Origin of the sequence: Streptomyces sp. NPDC001410 (genome assembly GCF_042895235.1) — a bacterium.
In the GTDB taxonomy this organism is placed as follows: domain Bacteria; phylum Actinomycetota; class Actinomycetes; order Streptomycetales; family Streptomycetaceae; genus Streptomyces.
Window position 1 is genome coordinate 576,864 of the sequence record NZ_JBIAWE010000002.1, and the last position, 15,692, is coordinate 592,555.

Annotated in this window: 11 protein-coding genes; 9 read left to right on the plus strand and 2 right to left on the minus strand. The window is 71.6% G+C overall.

Annotation, left to right across the window (positions count from 1 at the left end):
- Window positions 1-30: 30 nt before the first annotated feature.
- Window positions 31-384 carry a DUF805 domain-containing protein gene (locus tag ACFY3C_RS06085; RefSeq protein WP_386571827.1) on the minus strand — a complete coding sequence of 118 codons (354 nt, stop codon included), beginning with the start codon at window positions 382-384 and terminating at the stop codon, window positions 31-33.
- Window positions 385-501: 117 nt separating this feature from the next.
- The gene (locus ACFY3C_RS06090; RefSeq protein ID WP_390769874.1) at window positions 502-1,716 is read right to left on the minus strand and encodes an alpha/beta hydrolase family protein; all 1,215 of its coding nucleotides are present in this window, start codon (window positions 1,714-1,716) and stop codon (window positions 502-504) included.
- 213 nt (window positions 1,717-1,929) lie between these two features.
- Here ACFY3C_RS06090 and ACFY3C_RS06095 point away from each other — a divergent pair, with 213 nt between their 5' ends.
- The 9 genes from ACFY3C_RS06095 to ACFY3C_RS06135 all read left to right on the plus strand — a co-directional run bounded on the left by ACFY3C_RS06095 (window position 1,930) and on the right by ACFY3C_RS06135 (window position 15,611).
- On the plus strand, window positions 1,930-3,021 hold the full coding sequence (locus ACFY3C_RS06095; protein ID WP_390769875.1) for a hypothetical protein: 1,092 nt from the start codon (window positions 1,930-1,932) through the stop codon (window positions 3,019-3,021).
- 46 nt (window positions 3,022-3,067) lie between these two features.
- Window positions 3,068-3,844, plus strand: a complete 777-nt coding sequence (locus ACFY3C_RS06100) for a TIGR03936 family radical SAM-associated protein (RefSeq protein WP_386571832.1) — start codon at window positions 3,068-3,070, stop codon at window positions 3,842-3,844.
- 262 nt (window positions 3,845-4,106) lie between these two features.
- The gene (locus tag ACFY3C_RS06105) at window positions 4,107-8,435 is read left to right on the plus strand and encodes an Rne/Rng family ribonuclease (RefSeq protein WP_390769876.1); all 4,329 of its coding nucleotides are present in this window, start codon (window positions 4,107-4,109) and stop codon (window positions 8,433-8,435) included.
- Between the two features lie 240 nt (window positions 8,436-8,675).
- Complete coding sequence (rplU, locus tag ACFY3C_RS06110) at window positions 8,676-8,996, plus strand: 50S ribosomal protein L21 (RefSeq protein ID WP_030749991.1); 321 nt, start codon at window positions 8,676-8,678, stop codon at window positions 8,994-8,996.
- 14 nt (window positions 8,997-9,010) lie between these two features.
- Entirely contained in the window at window positions 9,011-9,265 is a 255-nt protein-coding gene (gene rpmA, locus ACFY3C_RS06115; RefSeq protein ID WP_023550764.1) for a 50S ribosomal protein L27, read from the plus strand.
- A gap of 122 nt (window positions 9,266-9,387) precedes the next feature.
- On the plus strand, window positions 9,388-10,836 hold the full coding sequence (obgE, locus tag ACFY3C_RS06120) for a GTPase ObgE (RefSeq protein WP_386571835.1): 1,449 nt from the start codon (window positions 9,388-9,390) through the stop codon (window positions 10,834-10,836).
- Between the two features lie 323 nt (window positions 10,837-11,159).
- On the plus strand, window positions 11,160-12,713 hold the full coding sequence (locus ACFY3C_RS06125; protein WP_390769877.1) for an alkaline phosphatase D family protein: 1,554 nt from the start codon (window positions 11,160-11,162) through the stop codon (window positions 12,711-12,713).
- A gap of 60 nt (window positions 12,714-12,773) precedes the next feature.
- Complete coding sequence (locus tag ACFY3C_RS06130) at window positions 12,774-13,928, plus strand: hypothetical protein (protein ID WP_390769878.1); 1,155 nt, start codon at window positions 12,774-12,776, stop codon at window positions 13,926-13,928.
- Window positions 13,929-14,114: 186 nt separating this feature from the next.
- Window positions 14,115-15,611 carry a D-ribitol-5-phosphate cytidylyltransferase gene (locus ACFY3C_RS06135; RefSeq protein WP_386571839.1) on the plus strand — a complete coding sequence of 499 codons (1,497 nt, stop codon included), beginning with the start codon at window positions 14,115-14,117 and terminating at the stop codon, window positions 15,609-15,611.
- The last annotated feature ends 81 nt before the right edge of the window (window positions 15,612-15,692 follow it).

Genomic DNA, 15,692 nt, shown 5'->3' on the forward strand with positions numbered 1-15,692 from the left:
ACCCCGGCGGGCCTTTTCGCTGACGGCGGCTCAGTGGGCCGGTGCGTACTTCGGGTTGGGGCCGTACTGGTTCGGCTCCGACTTGCCCTCGGTGGCGAGGAAGACGATCAGGATGATCGTGCCCACCAGCGGGATGAGGGCGATGAGGATCCACCAGCCGGAGCGGCCCGTGTCGTGCAGACGGCGGACCGCGACGCCGAGGTACGGGAGCAGGACGGCGAGGGCGTAGATGACGCTGAGGATGTTTGAGTCGATGGCGTTGCCGACGACCGTCAGCACGATGCTGACGATCAGGTTGAACAGGAAGAACATCCAGAATTCCTGCCGCCGCGCACGGCCGCTGAACACCGCGTACTTCTTGAGTACATCCACATACCAGTGCATTGTCTCGCCCCCCTGGGATTCGCGTGATTGCTTCCCATCGAATCAGTCAGGGTGACTTGAAACCATAGTTTTGGCGTGCGCGGGTCAATGTGTTATCCGGCCGCTGCCGTTCGGTGATCAGACCCCGTCGGCGGCGGCGAGCCGGTCGTCCAGCCAGTCGAAGACGCGCTGTTCGAACAGAGCGCGGCCCAACGGCTCGCAGTGCCGGTGCGCCCCTTCCGCCTCGGTGAAGCGGACCAGGTGCTTAGGGCCGGTCAGGGTGTTGTACAACTCCCGCGAAGCGCCTGGCCAGAAGTGCTCGCCGTCCGGGTCGGTGATCAGCAGCGGGGTGGTGATCCGGTCGACGACCGGCATGACGTCGTACCGGGAGATCTCGGCGACGAGGTCGAACGGCGAGTCGATGCCGTACGGCTTGGCCCGCCAGCGCCAGGTCGCGGCGAGTGGCCCGTCCTCGGCGAGGGCGTCCTCGATGACGCGGTCGAAGGTGGCACGGTCACCGGACTCCCACAGGTAGCGCAGATCGGGGCCGAGGTTGTGCCACCAGCTGTCCACCACGCGGGTCACCCCCGGGTCGGCGACCGCGGCCGCGATCCGGTGCTCGTACGCGAGCGCGCGCGGGACCCAGTAGCCGGCCTGGCTGATGCCGGCCAGGACGATCCGGCGGGGGTCGACGTCGGGCCGGGAGAGGAGGAAGTCCACCACCGGGGTGATGACGTTCTCCCAGTCGGGCCGGAAGGTCACGCCCCGTTCGAAGAGCATCGACTGCTGGCCCGGGCCGTCGAAGAGCAGTACGCGGTACCCGCGGGCCACCGCCGGCGCGCCGAGCAGCGTCCAGGCGCAGCTGAGCGGGCCGTCGCTGCCGTTGTTGGCGATCAGCGTGGGAAGGGGGCCGGAGGCGCCGGGCGGGCTGACGAGGTAACCGGGCAGGGGCGTGTTCTCGTACGGGATGGCGACCGGCTCGGCGGGCGGGTCCAAGGACGTCAGAAAGCGGTCCAGGCAGGCGCGGTGCTCCGGGAACACCTCGGCCAGCCGTCTCTCGGGATCGGCGACCGCGTCGACGCCCACCAGGGCGGTGCCGAAGTAACCGGCGGCGCGCAGCAGGGCGTCCCGGGCGCTCACCGTCCGCCCCGCCGCCGCGCTGCGGCCGGCCTGTTCCCGGACTTTGCGGGCCAGTTCGACCCAGGCGGTGAACCAGGCCTCGCCGTCACCGTCCGCCACGGCGGCAGCGGTCGCCAGCACCTCGCCCACGTCGGCACCCTGCCGCCATGCGGCGCCCAGGGCGAGCAGGATCTCGTAGTCGAACCGGTCGTTCTGGCTGAAGCGGTAGGTCATGGCGGCTCCCGGCACCGTTCATCCGTTCATCCGGTCATCCGTTCCGGGAGGTGTCCCGAAATCGGAACCGAGAGCGAGGTTGCCCCTCGTACGCCCGCCCTGCGCGTGTGTCACGCCGGAACGCGCCGCCTTATCCATGGATCGGACCAACATCCGCGGACGGGACCGACGGACGGCTGCATCCGTAGGGGCTGCTCAGGCGTCTACCTCGGTATGGACCTCCAGAAGCCCCCGCCCGAGCCGCAGTACCCCGAGGGATGCCTCGCCGTCGCGATCCGCATTCCCGTGCGCATCGTCGTGCTCGTGCTGGTGCTGCCCGTGCGCATGGCGTGGGACGCGCTGGTGGTCTGCGGCCGGTTCCTCACCGACACCGTGCTGCGGCCGCTGGGGCGCGCGCTGCTGTGGATCGGCCGGGCGTTCTTCGTGTGGCCGTGGGTGGCGCTGTGGCGCTACGTCCTCGTGCCCGTAGGGAAGGCGCTCGGCTGGCTCGGGCATGTCCTCGTCGTCGTACCGCTGCGGTGGCTGTACACCTACGTGCTGACCCCGCTCGGGCGCGCCGTCGCCTGGGTCGCGCGGGGCATCGGGGCCGGCCTGGAGTGGCTGTACGCGCGCGTGCTCGCACCGCTGGGCCGGGGCGTCCTGTGGCTGCTGAAGGGAGTGGGCTTCCTGCTCGCCGCTGCCGGGGCGGGCATGTTCGCCGCCGTGGCCTGGCTGGTGCGGTACCTGCTCGTCGTTCCCGCGCGGTGGCTGTACGAGTGGGTCCTCGCCCCGGTCGGGCGAGCGGTGGCGTGGGTCGCCGGCGCCGTGGTCACCGCGATCGGTGCGGTCCTGTACTGGACGACCCGCGTCCTGTTCGTCCTGCCCGCCCAAGCCCTGTGGCGCTGGGTCCTCCTACCCGTCGGCCGGTTCCTCGCCGTCGTCGCCCGCGAGGTGGGCGAGGCCCTCGGGCACGCCTGGCGGGTCGCGGGGCGGATCTCGCGCGCGGTCGGCAGGGCGCTCGCGACCCTCTTCCGGTGGATCTTCGTGGAGCCGCTGCGCTGGGTGTACCGCACGGTCCTGACCCCCGTCGGGCACGTCGTACGGGACTTCGTCCTGCGGCCCGTCGCCGAGGCCGCGCGCGTGGTGGGGCGGACCACGCGGCAGGCGCTGACCACCGCCCGCGACACCGTGCGGCAGGCCCGCGCGGACCTGAGGCGGATGCTCTTCGGCGAGCCCCGGCAGCCGGTCGCGGTCGACCGGCGGGAACCCTCGGGACCCGGGACACGTACTCTTGGTAGCAGTACGACCGCTCTCACGAAGGACTAGGACACTGGGCAAGCGACAGCCCGAAGGCCCGCCGCCCGCACCCGCGGTGCAGCGCATCCGACTGCGCTACACCAAGCGCGGCCGCCTCCGGTTCACCAGCCACCGTGACTTCCAGCGCGCCTTCGAGCGTGCGCTGCGCCGCGCCGAGGTGCCCATGGCGTACTCGGCGGGGTTCACGCCGCACCCGAAGGTGTCGTACGCCAATGCCGCACCCACCGGCACGGGCAGTGAGGCGGAGTACCTGGAGATCGCGCTGACCGAGTCGCGCGACCCCGAGACCCTGCGCGACCTGCTCGACGAGTCGCTGCCCACCGGGCTCGACATCGTCGACGCGGTCGAGGCACGGACCTCGGGCCTCGCCGACCGGCTCACGGCCTCCGTCTGGGAGCTGCGGCTGGACGGAGTCGACCCGGTCGACGCACAGCGCGCGGTCGAGGCCTTCACCGAGGCCGACACCGTCGAGGTGCAGCGCATGACCAAGAACGGCGTCCGTACCTTCGACGCCCGCCCCGCGGTCGTGCACTTGGAAACCGACAGTCCACTGGCTGATAGGCCTAGCGACCAGCCCTGTGCGATACTGCGGCTGGTTGTTCGGCACGTGACGCCTGCCGTACGACCCGACGACGTCCTGTCCGGTCTCCGCGCCGTGGCCGACCTGGCGCCGCCGGTCCCCGCAGCGGTGACCAGGCTGGCGCAGGGGCTGCTCGATGAAGAGACCGGCACGGTGACCGACCCGCTCGCGCCCGACCGCGAGGCAGCCGAGGCCCTGACGGCCCAACCGGTTGCCGCCGCGACGGCGCCGACGCCGGAAGGTCCCGCGTAGGGACGGACGTCGTAGCGCCGCCCTCGTACTCGGGAGCCACCTGGGTCGGGCAGCGCACCGACCAGAAGACTTTCGCCAGGCCGTACCGACAAGGCGTACGGAACCGGCGAGACAGGACACAGAGTGCTCCCGTGCGGCGCCCGCGCCCCGGACGGCGGCCACCGCGCATCGCGCGGGCCGCGGACGTCAACGGCGGACGGTCCTTGGAGACCGACGCCGGACCAGGCGCGGCGCCCGGGAGCCTGACGGGAGAAACGCCCGCATGCTCGAGCCGACCGAGCCCCAAGAGGGCTCCGAACTGAACACTCCGAGCGACACCCTGCCGCCGCGCAGGCGTCGCCGTGCCGCCTCTCGCCCGGCGGGTCCGCCCGCCGCGGCCGAGGCACCCACCGAGGTCACCGTGCCGGCCATACCGGCAGCGGAGGCCGACGAGATCACCGAGGAGCAGGCCGAGGCCGTCGAGGCGCCCGCCGCCGTCGAGGAGCCCGCGCCCGCCGCTCGTACCCGCCGCCGCGCCACGCGCCGTGCGTCCGCGCCCGCCGGGGCGCCCGCGGCTGCCGAGGCCGTCGAGACGGCCGTTCCGGCTGCTACGGCTGTGACGACCGCTGCCGCCGAGGCCGCCCAGCCGACTGAGGCCGTTGAGTCGACCGAGGCCGTCGAGGTCGTCGAGACAGCCGAAGAGGCCGCGCCCGCCCCCCGTACCCGCCGCCGTGCCACCCGCCGCGCCTCCGCGCCGGCCGGAGCACCGGCCGCGGCCGAGGCCGAGGAGAAGACCGAGGAGAAGACCGAGGTGAAGACCGAGGTGAAGACCGAGGTGAAGACCGAGGTGAAGGCCGAGGTGAAGGCCGAGGAGAAGGCGGCGACCGAGACCGCGCCCGCCGTCGAGGCGGAGGCCGCGCCCGCCGCCCGTCCGCGCCGTCGCGCCGCCCGCCGCGCCTCCGCCCCCGCCGGCGCGCCGCAGGCCGCCGAGGCGCCCGAGACCGCGCCCGCCGCCGAGGCACCGGTCGTCACCGAAGCCGCCCCCGCCGTGGAGGCCCCGGCGGCCGAAGCCGCGCCCGCCGTCGAGGCGGAGGCCGCGCCGGCCGCTCGTACGCGCCGTCGTGCCACCCGTCGGGCGTCCGCGCCCGCCGGCGCCCCGGCCGCCGCCGAGGCCACCGAGACCGTGGTACCGGCCGCTGCCGCCGCGCCCGTCGCCGAGGCCGTGGAAGAGCCCGCGGCTGCCGAGACCGTCGAGGCCGCTGAGGCCCCTGCGGCCGCCGAGGCCGCCGAAGAGGCCGCGCCGCGCCGTACCCGCCGCCGCGCCACCCGCCAGGTCTCGGCGCCCGTCGGTGCTCCTGTGACCGAGGAGGCCCCTGTGGCCGCCGAGCAGGCCGCCGCCGAGCCCGCCGAGCCCGCCGAGCCCGTCGCCGTCCAGGCCACCGCCGAGACCCCCGCCGAGGGTGCGCCGCGCCGTCGCCGCCGGGTCGTGCGGCAGGCCGCGAGCGGGTTCTCCGCACCCGCGCACTCCCCGGCCGCCGAGGCCGAGGCCGAGGCACCGCGTCGCCCGGCCCGGCCCGCCGTGGCCGTGTTCCAGGCGCCGGTGTTCGCCGAGCCGCAGTTCCAGACCCCCGAGCGGGCCGCCGCCGAGGCCGCTGCCGAGGCCGCCGGGGCGGAGGAGACCGAGGAGACCACGGAGGCCGCGGAGACCGGGGCGTACGCGGAGGAGCGCGCCGAGGCCGGCTCGCGCCGTCGCCGTCGCCGCCGTGGCGCCGCCTTCGCCGAGGAGCCGCAGGCCGTCGAGGTCGCCGCCGAGGACGAGGAGCCGGAGGAGGAGGCCGAGGAGGCCGCCGCCGAGGACCTCGCCGAGGGCGACGAGACCGAAGAGGCCGAGGGTGCCGAGGAGGCCGGTTCGCGCCGCCGCCGCCGCCGGGGCGGCCGTCGCCGTCGCCGTGGTGACGCCGTCGAGGGCGAGGCCGGTGAGGGCGCGGAGGCCGAGGCCGACGAACTGGCCGCCGAGCAGGCCGCCCAGGACGCCGAGGACACCGCCGAGCAGGAGGAAGAGGACGCCGAGGAGGCACACGCCGACGAGGCCGGCTCCTCCAGCAGTCGTCGCCGCCGCCGGCGCCGTCGTCGCGCCGGTGACACTTCCGCCGACACCGAGCCCGGCGACGGCGACCCGGAGCGCACGGTCGTCAAGGTCCGCGAGCCCCGCAAGCCCGCCGAGCCGTCCGACGAGGTGCAGTCCATCAAGGGCTCGACCCGTCTGGAGGCGAAGAAGCAGCGCCGCCGCGAGGGCCGTGAGCAGGGCCGCCGCCGCGTTCCGATCATCACCGAGGCCGAGTTCCTGGCCCGCCGCGAGGCCGTCGAGCGCGTGATGGTCGTGCGCCAGCACGGCGAGCGCACGCAGATCGGCGTCCTCGAGGACGGTGTGCTGGTCGAGCACTACGTCAACAAGGAGCAGTCGACCTCGTACGTCGGCAACGTCTACCTGGGCAAGGTCCAGAACGTGCTGCCGTCGATGGAGGCCGCCTTCATCGACATCGGCAAGGGCCGCAACGCCGTCCTGTACGCCGGTGAGGTCAACTTCGAGGCGCTGGGCATGGCCAACGGCCCGCGGCGCATCGAGTCCGCCCTGAAGTCCGGCCAGTCGGTCCTCGTCCAGGTGACGAAGGACCCGATCGGCCACAAGGGCGCGCGTCTGACCAGCCAGGTCTCCCTGCCGGGCCGTTACCTCGTGTACGTCCCCGAGGGCTCGATGACCGGCATCAGCCGCAAGCTGCCCGACACCGAGCGCGCGCGTCTGAAGACCATCCTCAAGAAGATCGTCCCCGAGGACGCGGGCGTCATCGTGCGCACCGCCGCCGAGGGCGCGAGCGAGGAGGAGCTGCGCCGGGACGTCGAGCGGCTGCAGGCGCAGTGGGAGGACATCCAGAAGAAGGCCAAGAGCGGCAACGCTCCCACGCTGCTGTACGGCGAGCCGGACATGACCGTCCGGGTCGTGCGCGACATCTTCAACGAGGACTTCTCCAAGGTCGTCGTCAGCGGTGACGAGGCCTGGGAGACGATCCACGGGTACGTCTCCCACGTGGCCCCGGACCTGGCCGAGCGGCTGTCGAAGTGGACCTCCGAGGTCGACGCCTTCGCCACCTACCGGATCGACGAGCAGCTCGCCAAGGCGCTGGACCGCAAGGTCTGGCTGCCCAGCGGCGGTTCGCTGGTGATCGACCGGACCGAGGCGATGGTCGTCGTCGACGTCAACACCGGCAAGTTCACCGGTCAGGGCGGCAACCTGGAGGAAACGGTCACCAGGAACAACCTGGAGGCGGCCGAGGAGATCGTGCGCCAGCTGCGGCTGCGCGACCTCGGCGGCATCATCGTCATCGACTTCATCGACATGGTCCTGGAGTCGAACCGGGACCTGGTGCTGCGCCGCCTGCTGGAGTGCCTGGGCCGCGACCGTACGAAGCACCAGGTCGCCGAGGTGACCTCGCTGGGCCTGGTCCAGATGACCCGCAAGCGGGTCGGCCAGGGCCTGCTGGAGTCCTTCTCCGAGACCTGCGTCCACTGCAACGGCCGTGGCGTCATCGTCCACATGGAGCAGCCGACCGCGGTCGGCGGCGGTGGCGGCGGCAAGCGCAAGAAGCGCGGGCGCGGCGGTGACGGGCAGCTGCCCGAGCACGAGGTCGCCGCGGTGGCCGTGGAGACGGGCGAGGCCGTCGAGCCGGCGGCGGAGACCGTCGTCGAGGTCGCCGCGGAGCTGGCCGAGCCGGTCGCCCTGCCCGCCCCCGACTTCGCGCCGGACGAGGAGCTGTACAGCAGCGTCGCCGAGGCGGAGGCGGCGGCCGGCCGTGGCCGCTCGCGTCGCCGCGTCAGCCGTCGGGCCTCGGCTCCGGCCGGTGCGCCGAAGGCCGAGCGCCGCAGGGCCGCGAAGGCCACCGAGGCCGCGGAGACCGTCGAGGTCGTCACGCCCGCCGAGGAGGCCGTGCTTCCCGCGCTGCCGGAGCCTGAGCCGGAGCTGGTCGTCGAGGCGCAGGCCGAGCCGGTCGCCGTGGCGGCCCCGGAGCCCGCTGTCGAGGAGGCCGCGCCCAAGGGCCGTACGCGTCGTCGGGCGACCCGCAAGGTGTCGGCGCCGGCCGGTTCCCCGGCGGGCGCGGAGGCGGCCGTGGTGACGGTCGCCGAGACCGCGCCCGAGGCGCCGGTGGAGCAGCCCGAGGCCGAGGCCCCGGCTGCGGTCGAGGAGGCGCCCGCCGAGAGCGCCGCCCCGGCCCGGCCGCGCCGCCGTGCCGTGCGCAAGGCCACCGCGCCGTCCGCGTCCGAGGAGACGGCCGTCGTGGTCGTCCCGGCCACCGCGTCGGAGGCGGCTGCCGCCGAGGCGCCCGCTGCCGAGGCGGCGCAGGAGGCGGTCGAGGAGGCCGCGCCGGCCAAGAAGACCGCCCGCAAGGCGGCCAAGAAGGCCACGGCGAAGAAGGCCGCCACCAAGAAGACCGTGGCCAAGAAGACGGCCGCCAAGAAGACGACGGCCAAGAAGGCGGCCAAGACCGCCAAGACGGCCGCCGCCAAGTCGACGGCGAAGAAGACCACCACGGTCTCCGCGGTCGCCGACGAGGGCTGAACCCGCTGAGCGGTGTGCGGCCGGTCTGTGTGACCGGCCGCATACCGCGGGGGCCCGGCCCGGTTTGACCCCTTCGGCCACGGCCCCGTAACCTTGACCGTCGGCGTGTCCACTGAGCACGCCACATCCCCGTAAACCTCTTCCTCCCGGGCACACGGTTGGCCGGGAGAGGTTGCCCGTGTCATCGCTGGGCGGCTGGCCTGCGGGGGTGCCGTTTCTTCGAGCGAAAGAGAGATCCGCGTGTACGCCATCGTGCGCAGCGGTGGTCGCCAGCACAAGGTTGCTGTCGGCGACATCGTTGAGGTTGACAAGATTTCCACCGCCAAGGTTGGCGACACGGTCGAGCTCTCGACCCTGCTCGTTGTCGACGGCGACGCTGTGACCAGCGACCCGTGGGTGCTGGCCGGCATCAAGGTCCAGGCCGAGGTCGTGGACCACCACAAGGGCCAGAAGATCGACATTCTGCGCTACAAGAACAAGACCGGCTACCGCCGTCGTCAGGGCCACCGCCAGCAGTACACGGCGATCAAGGTCACGTCGATCCCCGCGGCTGCGAAGTAAGGGACTGAGGAGACATGGCACACAAGAAGGGCGCATCGTCCACCCGGAACGGTCGCGACTCCAATGCCCAGCGGCTCGGCGTGAAGCGCTTCGGCGGTCAGGTCGTCAACGCTGGTGAGATCCTGGTCCGTCAGCGCGGCACCCACTTCCACCCGGGCGCCGGCGTCGGCCGTGGCGGCGACGACACGCTGTTCGCGCTGCAGGCCGGTGCGGTGGAGTTCGGTACCCACCGTGGCCGCAAGGTCGTGAACATCGTTCCGGTCGCCTGACCGAACGTTCACTTCGCGAGGCGGACCTCACTTCCCGGTCGGGAAGGCGGGTCCGCCTTTCGCTTGTTCCTAATGGAACACAGCAAGCAGAGAAACACCTGTACTCACTGGAGGCACTAACCATGACCACCTTCGTGGACCGCGTCGAGCTGCATGTCGCCGCGGGTAACGGAGGTCACGGCTGTGCCTCCGTCCACCGTGAGAAGTTCAAGCCGCTCGGCGGCCCGGACGGCGGCAACGGCGGCCGTGGCGGTGACGTCATCCTGACCGTGGACCAGTCGGTCACCACGCTCCTGGACTACCACCACTCCCCGCACCGCAAGGCCACCAACGGCAAGCCCGGCGAGGGCGGCAACCGCTCCGGCAAGGACGGCGAGGACCTGGTCCTGCCGGTGCCGGACGGCACCGTCGTCCTGGACAAGGCGGGCAACGTGCTCGCCGACCTGGTCGGCCACGGCACCTCGTACATTGCGGCGCAGGGCGGCCGGGGCGGCCTCGGCAACGCGGCGCTGGCGAGCGCCCGCCGCAAGGCGCCCGGCTTCGCATTGCTGGGCGTGCCCGGGGACCTCCAGGACATCGTCCTGGAGCTGAAGACGGTCGCCGACGTGGCCCTGGTGGGCTACCCGAGCGCGGGCAAGTCCTCGCTGATCTCCGTGCTCAGCGCGGCCAAGCCGAAGATCGCGGACTACCCGTTCACCACCCTCGTCCCGAACCTGGGCGTGGTGACCGCCGGCGCGACCGTCTACACCATCGCCGACGTGCCCGGTCTGATCCCGGGCGCAAGCCAGGGCAAGGGCCTCGGCCTGGAATTCCTGCGGCACGTGGAGCGGTGCAGTGTGCTGGTGCACGTGCTGGACACCGCGACCCTGGAGTCCGACCGCGACCCGGTCTCCGACCTCGACATCATCGAGGAGGAGCTGCGGCAGTACGGCGGCCTCGACAACCGTCCCCGCATCGTCGTCCTGAACAAGATCGACGTGCCGGACGGCAAGGACCTCGCCGAGATGGTCCGCCCCGACCTGGAGGCGCGCGGCTACCGCGTCTTCGAGGTGTCCGCGGTCGCGCACATCGGGCTGCGGGAGCTGTCGTTCGCCCTCGGCGACCTGGTCGGCAGCGCGCGCGCCGCGAAGCCGAAGGAGGAGGCGACGCGGATCGTCATCCGGCCCAAGGCCGTGGACGACGCGGGCTTCACGGTCACGCGCGAGGAGGTCGACGGGGAGCCGCTGTTCCGGGTGCGCGGCGAGAAGCCGGAGCGCTGGATCCGCCAGACCGACTTCAACAACGACGAGGCTGTCGGCTACCTCGCCGACCGCCTCAACCGCCTCGGTGTCGAGGAGCGGCTGATGAAGGCGGGCGCCCGCTCCGGTGACGGCGTCGCCATCGGCCCCGAGGAGAACGCGGTCGTCTTCGACTGGGAGCCGACGGTCATGGCGGGCGCGGAGATGCTCGGCCGGCGTGGCGAGGACCACCGCTTCGAGGAGCCGCGGCCCGCGGCGCAGCGCCGCCGCGACAAGCAGGCCGAGCGGGACGAGACGCAGCGCGAGTACGACGAGTTCGACCCGTTCGAGTAGCCGGTCGCACCCCCCGGGCCGAGAAGGTGAGCGCCGGGCACCGCGCCTGCGGTGTCCCGGTGCCGGGCACACCTGCGGCGAATGGCCGGATCGGCTCGGGATTCGCCCGCTAACTCCCGTTACCGTAGGCATCTCCTGACAGCCAGTGAGACCCGCCCCGGCAAGGTCACGTTCCATCCGTGGTTCCTGTGTCGCGGCGGGTCTTCTGTTGTCTGCCTGTTTGTCATGCACGCGAATGCTCTCGTTCAGCGGGCGGGACGTCCGACCGTGGGAGCTTCCGAAGGTCCGAGCCCAAGAGGCCTCCGTGGCAAGGGAGTCAGCGAATGACCGGAGCATTACCGCCCGCCCGACGCCGCTTTCTGACCGCCGGAGCCGCCGTCCTCGGCGCCGCGGCCTCCACCCAGCTCTGGCTGCCGGCCACGGTGGCCCGGGCAGCCGAAACCCCGCTGCCCGACGGGGTGTTCACCCTCGGCGTGGCCTCCGGCGACCCGCTGCCCGACGGCATCGTGCTGTGGACCCGGCTCGCCCCCGACCCCCTGCACGGCGGCGGCATGCCCGACGCGGTCGTCCCCGTGGAGTGGGAGATCACCGAGGACGAGCGGTTCGCGAAGACCGCCCGCAGGGGAACCGCCGAGGCCCGGCCCGAGTACGGGCACAGCGTTCACGTGGATGTACGGGGACTGCGCCCGGACCGCCCGTACTGGTACCGCTTCCGCGCCGACGGCCAGCTCTCGCCCACCGGCCGCACCCGCACCGCCCCCCACCCGCACCGCAGAGGCGGCTCGCTGCGCGTCGCGCTCGCCTCCTGCCAGAACTGGCAGCACGGCTACTTCACCCCGTACGCCGACATGCTCGCCCAGGACCCCGACGTCGTGCTCTTCGTCGGCGACTACATCTACGAGTCCAAGCCCTCCGCCACCGCCGTACGCCGGCACGAGGGCAGCGACGAGCCGTACACCCTGGTCCAGTACCGCAACCGCTACGCCCAGTACCGCACCGATCCCGACCTCGCCGCGATGCACGCGAGCGCGCCCTGGGTGGTCACCTTCGACGACCACGAGGTCGACAACGACTTCGCCGGCGAGATCCCGCAGGACCCCGGCAAGCAGTCGCACGACGCGTTCGTGGCCCGGCTGACCGCGGCCTACCAGGCGTACTACGAGCACATGCCGGTCCGCGCCACCGCGATCCCGAACGGCCCGCACATCCAGATGTACCGCCGGCTGGAGTTCGGCCGCCTGGTCCGGCTCAACGTGCTCGACACCCGGCAGTTCCGCACCGACCAGGCGACCACCCAGGACGGCGCCGAGAGTCCGTCGATGACCATGCTCGGCGCCGAGCAGAAGCAGTGGCTGCTGGACGGGCTGTACGACTCCCCGGCCCGCTGGAACCTGATCGCCTCGCAGATCATGATGGCCGAGACCGACCTGCTGCTCGGCGAGGGCAAGCTCTGGTACTACGACGCCTGGGACGGCTACCAGGTCGAACGAGGCGCCCTGCTGGAGGAGTTCGCCGACATCCGCAACCCGGTCGTGCTCAGCGGCGACCGGCACCTGACGATGATCAGCGACCTCAAGGAGGACTTCGCCGACCCGGACTCCGACGTGGTCGGCGCGGAGTTCGTCGGCACCTCCATCTCCAGCAACGGCGACCAGGACCAGGCCGCCTTCCATGCCCAGTGGGACCCGCTGATGGCGGACAACCCGCACTGGAAGGTGATCGACGCCCACCGCGGCTACCACCTCTTCGACATCCGCCGCGACGGCATCGACGCGGCGGTCCGGATCGTCGACACGGTGGTCGGACCACAGGCCACGGCGAGCACGCTGGCGCGGCTGCGGGTGGAGTCGGACGAGCCGGGCGTGCGCCTGGTCTGACAGGTGAGACCCAGGTACGTCCAGGCGAGACCCAGGTAAGTCTCTTACCGTCCGTTGACCATGGAGACGGACTGCACGAAAGAGACCCTGCCCGCCGGGACCCGCCTGCTGCACATAGGCCCGCACAAGACCGGGACCACGGCCATACAGGGGGCGCTGTTCGCCGCGAAGGAGAGGCTGCCGGAGTGCGGCGTCGCCTTCCCGGCGCACAGCCGCCACCCCATAAAGGCCGCCCTGGCCGCCTGTACCCGGCCCGCGATGATGGGCGACACCGTGCCGACGGACCGGCACTGGGCCCGGCTGCTGGAGCAGGTGCGGGCCACCGGGGCGAAGACCTCGGTGATCAGCAGCGAGTTCTTCGCCGACGCCCCTGACGACGGGACGATCACCCGGATCGTCGAGCAGCTCGGCGGCGAACGGGTGCACGTCCTGGTCACGCTGCGTCCGCTGGCGAGGATCATGCCCTCGCAGTGGCAGCAGTACGTGCAGAACGGGCTGCGCATGGGCTACGAGGACTGGCTGGAACACATGCTCCGCAAGCCGCCGTACGAGAAGCCGAACCCCAGCTTCTGGCAGCGGCACCGGCACGACCGGCTGGTGGAGCGCTGGGCCCGGATCGCCGGACCGGAACGTGTCACCGTCGTCGTGGTGGACGACCGCGACCGCGGCGGTCTGATGCGCACTTTCGAGACACTGCTCGGCTTGCCGGTAAATTTTCTTCATCCGGCCGCGGACACCGCTAACCGTTCTCTTACCCTGCCCGAGACCGAGATGCTGCGGAATCTCAATGTGGAATTCCGCGGCAATGGACTCCCCGAAGAGCTGTATTCCCGGCTCGTTCGCAACGGCGCGGTGCTGCATATGAAGAACTCGTGCAGCCCGACGCCCCGGGACGTGAAGATCCCGACTCCCCGCTGGGCGGCCCGGGCGGCCGGTGAGATCGGCGCGGAGATGGCCGAAAGGATCGGTACGCTCGGCGTGCGCGTCATCGGCGACCCGGCCTTGCTCTCGGCGGTGCCCGAACTGCCGTTGCCGGCTGGGCCGGAGCCGCGGATCTCCCCGGAAGCGGCGGCCCGGGCGCTGTACGGCGCGCTCGCCGCTGCCGCCTCGGCATCCCTCGGTGCGACCCCTGCCCGGACCGTGCACCAGACGTCGTCGAAAGAGCTGGTCAGGGTGCTCGGACACCGCTTTCTGAAGCGGCTCGGGCGGCGCTGAGCACAGGCTGTGTACTTACTCACAGGAATTTCACAACCGTACACGGCAACCATGTCCAACCATCCGGAGTCTAAGGTGAATGACGGGTTGCGCTCGCATAGGCAGGGGATGTCGTCCGCCTTGCATCCCGCTTATCGAAAGTGAGAGCCTTTCACGGTTCCCTGTCGTCGCAAGGTAGGTCAGCCTGTGTCCCAGCACATAGCCAAGCCCCGAACCACCGCAGTGATCCTGGCTGGTGGAACCGGTCAGCGCGTGGGTCTGTCGATCCCCAAGCAGCTGCTGAAGATCGCCGGCAAGGCAGTCATCGAGCACACCCTGACCACCTTCGAGAACGCCGAGTCGATCGACGACGTCATCGTGCTGATGGCGCCGGGCTATGTGCCGGACATCGAGAAGATCGTCGCCAAGGCCGGGTTCCAGAAGGTCAAGAAGATCATCGAGGGCGGCTCGACCCGCAACGAGACCACCGAGCGCGCCATCGAGGCCCTCGGCGAGGGCCTGGCCGAGGGCGAGGACCTCAACGTCCTCTTCCACGACGCGGTACGCCCGCTGCTGTCGCAGCGCGTCATCGACGACTGCGTCGTCGCGCTGGAGCGCTACCAGGCGGTCGACGTCGCCATCCCGTCCGCGGACACCATCATCGTGACGCGCACGCACGGCGAGGACGGCGAGTTCATCACCGAGATCCCGGACCGCTCCCGGCTGCGCCGCGGCCAGACGCCGCAGGCCTTCAAGCTGTCCACGATCAAGCGGGCCTACGAGGTCGCCGCCGGTGACCCCAACTTCCAGGCCACGGACGACTGCTCCGTCGTCCTCAAGTACCTGCCGGACGTGCCGATCCACGTCGTCGCGGGCGACGAGTACAACATGAAGGTGACGCAGCCGGTCGACGTCTTCATCGCCGACAAGCTGTTCCAGCTCGCCTCCACCGCCACCCCTGAGCAGTACGGCGAGGAGACCTACCGCGAACTCCTCACCGGCAAGACCGTCGTGATCTTCGGCGGCTCCTACGGCATCGGCAAGGACATCGCCGAACTCGCCGAGTCCTACGGGGCGAACGTCTACGCGCTGGGCCGCTCCACCACCGGCACCCACGTGGAGAACCCGGAGGAGGTCGACGACGCGCTGTCCAAGGCGTACGCGGAGACCGGCCGGATCGACTACGTCGTCAACACGGCGGGCGTGCTGCGCATCGGCAAGCTCGCCGAGACCGACAACGCCACCATCGAGGAGGCGCTGAAGGTCAACTACCTGGCCCCGGTGCAGATCGCCCGGTCGTCGTACAAGTACCTGGCCGAGACCAAGGGTCAGCTGCTGCTCTACACCTCCAGCAGCTACACCCGCGGCCGCGCCGAGTACAGCCTCTACTCCTCGACCAAGGCCGCCATGGTGAACCTCACCCAGGCGCTGTCCGACGAGTGGGCCGGCGACGGCATCCGCGTGAACTGCATCAACCCGGAGCGCACCGCCACCCCGATGCGCACCAAGGCCTTCGGTCAGGAGCCGGCGGGTTCGCTGCTCTCCTCCGAGGCCGTGGCCGGCACCTCCCTGGACGTGCTGCTCTCCGAGCTGACCGGTCACGTGATCGACGTCCGCCAGCAGGACCCGACGGCGGGCGCCGCCAAGGCCTCAGGGTTCGAGCAGGCGCTGGCCTCCGTCCTGGACCGTCAGGACGGCGTGTAATAATTGCGGATCAATAGGATTTAGGAATTCAGGCCTCTGCGGCGCTCACTCACCGGGCATTCGCAGGGGCCTGAGTCCGTA

Excerpts from the sequence above, each read along its gene's own strand:
- ACFY3C_RS06105 (WP_390769876.1), top strand. The coding sequence starts at position 4,107 with ATGCTCGAGCCGACCGAGCCCCAAGAGGGCTCCGAACTGAACACTCCG.
- ACFY3C_RS06095 (WP_390769875.1), top strand. The coding sequence starts at position 1,930 with ATGGACCTCCAGAAGCCCCCGCCCGAGCCGCAGTACCCCGAGGGATGC.
- ACFY3C_RS06125 (WP_390769877.1), top strand. The coding sequence starts at position 11,160 with ATGACCGGAGCATTACCGCCCGCCCGACGCCGCTTTCTGACCGCCGGA.
- ACFY3C_RS06130 (WP_390769878.1), top strand. The coding sequence starts at position 12,774 with ATGGAGACGGACTGCACGAAAGAGACCCTGCCCGCCGGGACCCGCCTG.
- ACFY3C_RS06090 (WP_390769874.1), bottom strand. The coding sequence starts at position 1,716 with ATGACCTACCGCTTCAGCCAGAACGACCGGTTCGACTACGAGATCCTG.
- rpmA (WP_023550764.1), top strand. The coding sequence starts at position 9,011 with ATGGCACACAAGAAGGGCGCATCGTCCACCCGGAACGGTCGCGACTCC.
- obgE (WP_386571835.1), top strand. The coding sequence starts at position 9,388 with ATGACCACCTTCGTGGACCGCGTCGAGCTGCATGTCGCCGCGGGTAAC.
- ACFY3C_RS06085 (WP_386571827.1), bottom strand. The coding sequence starts at position 384 with ATGCACTGGTATGTGGATGTACTCAAGAAGTACGCGGTGTTCAGCGGC.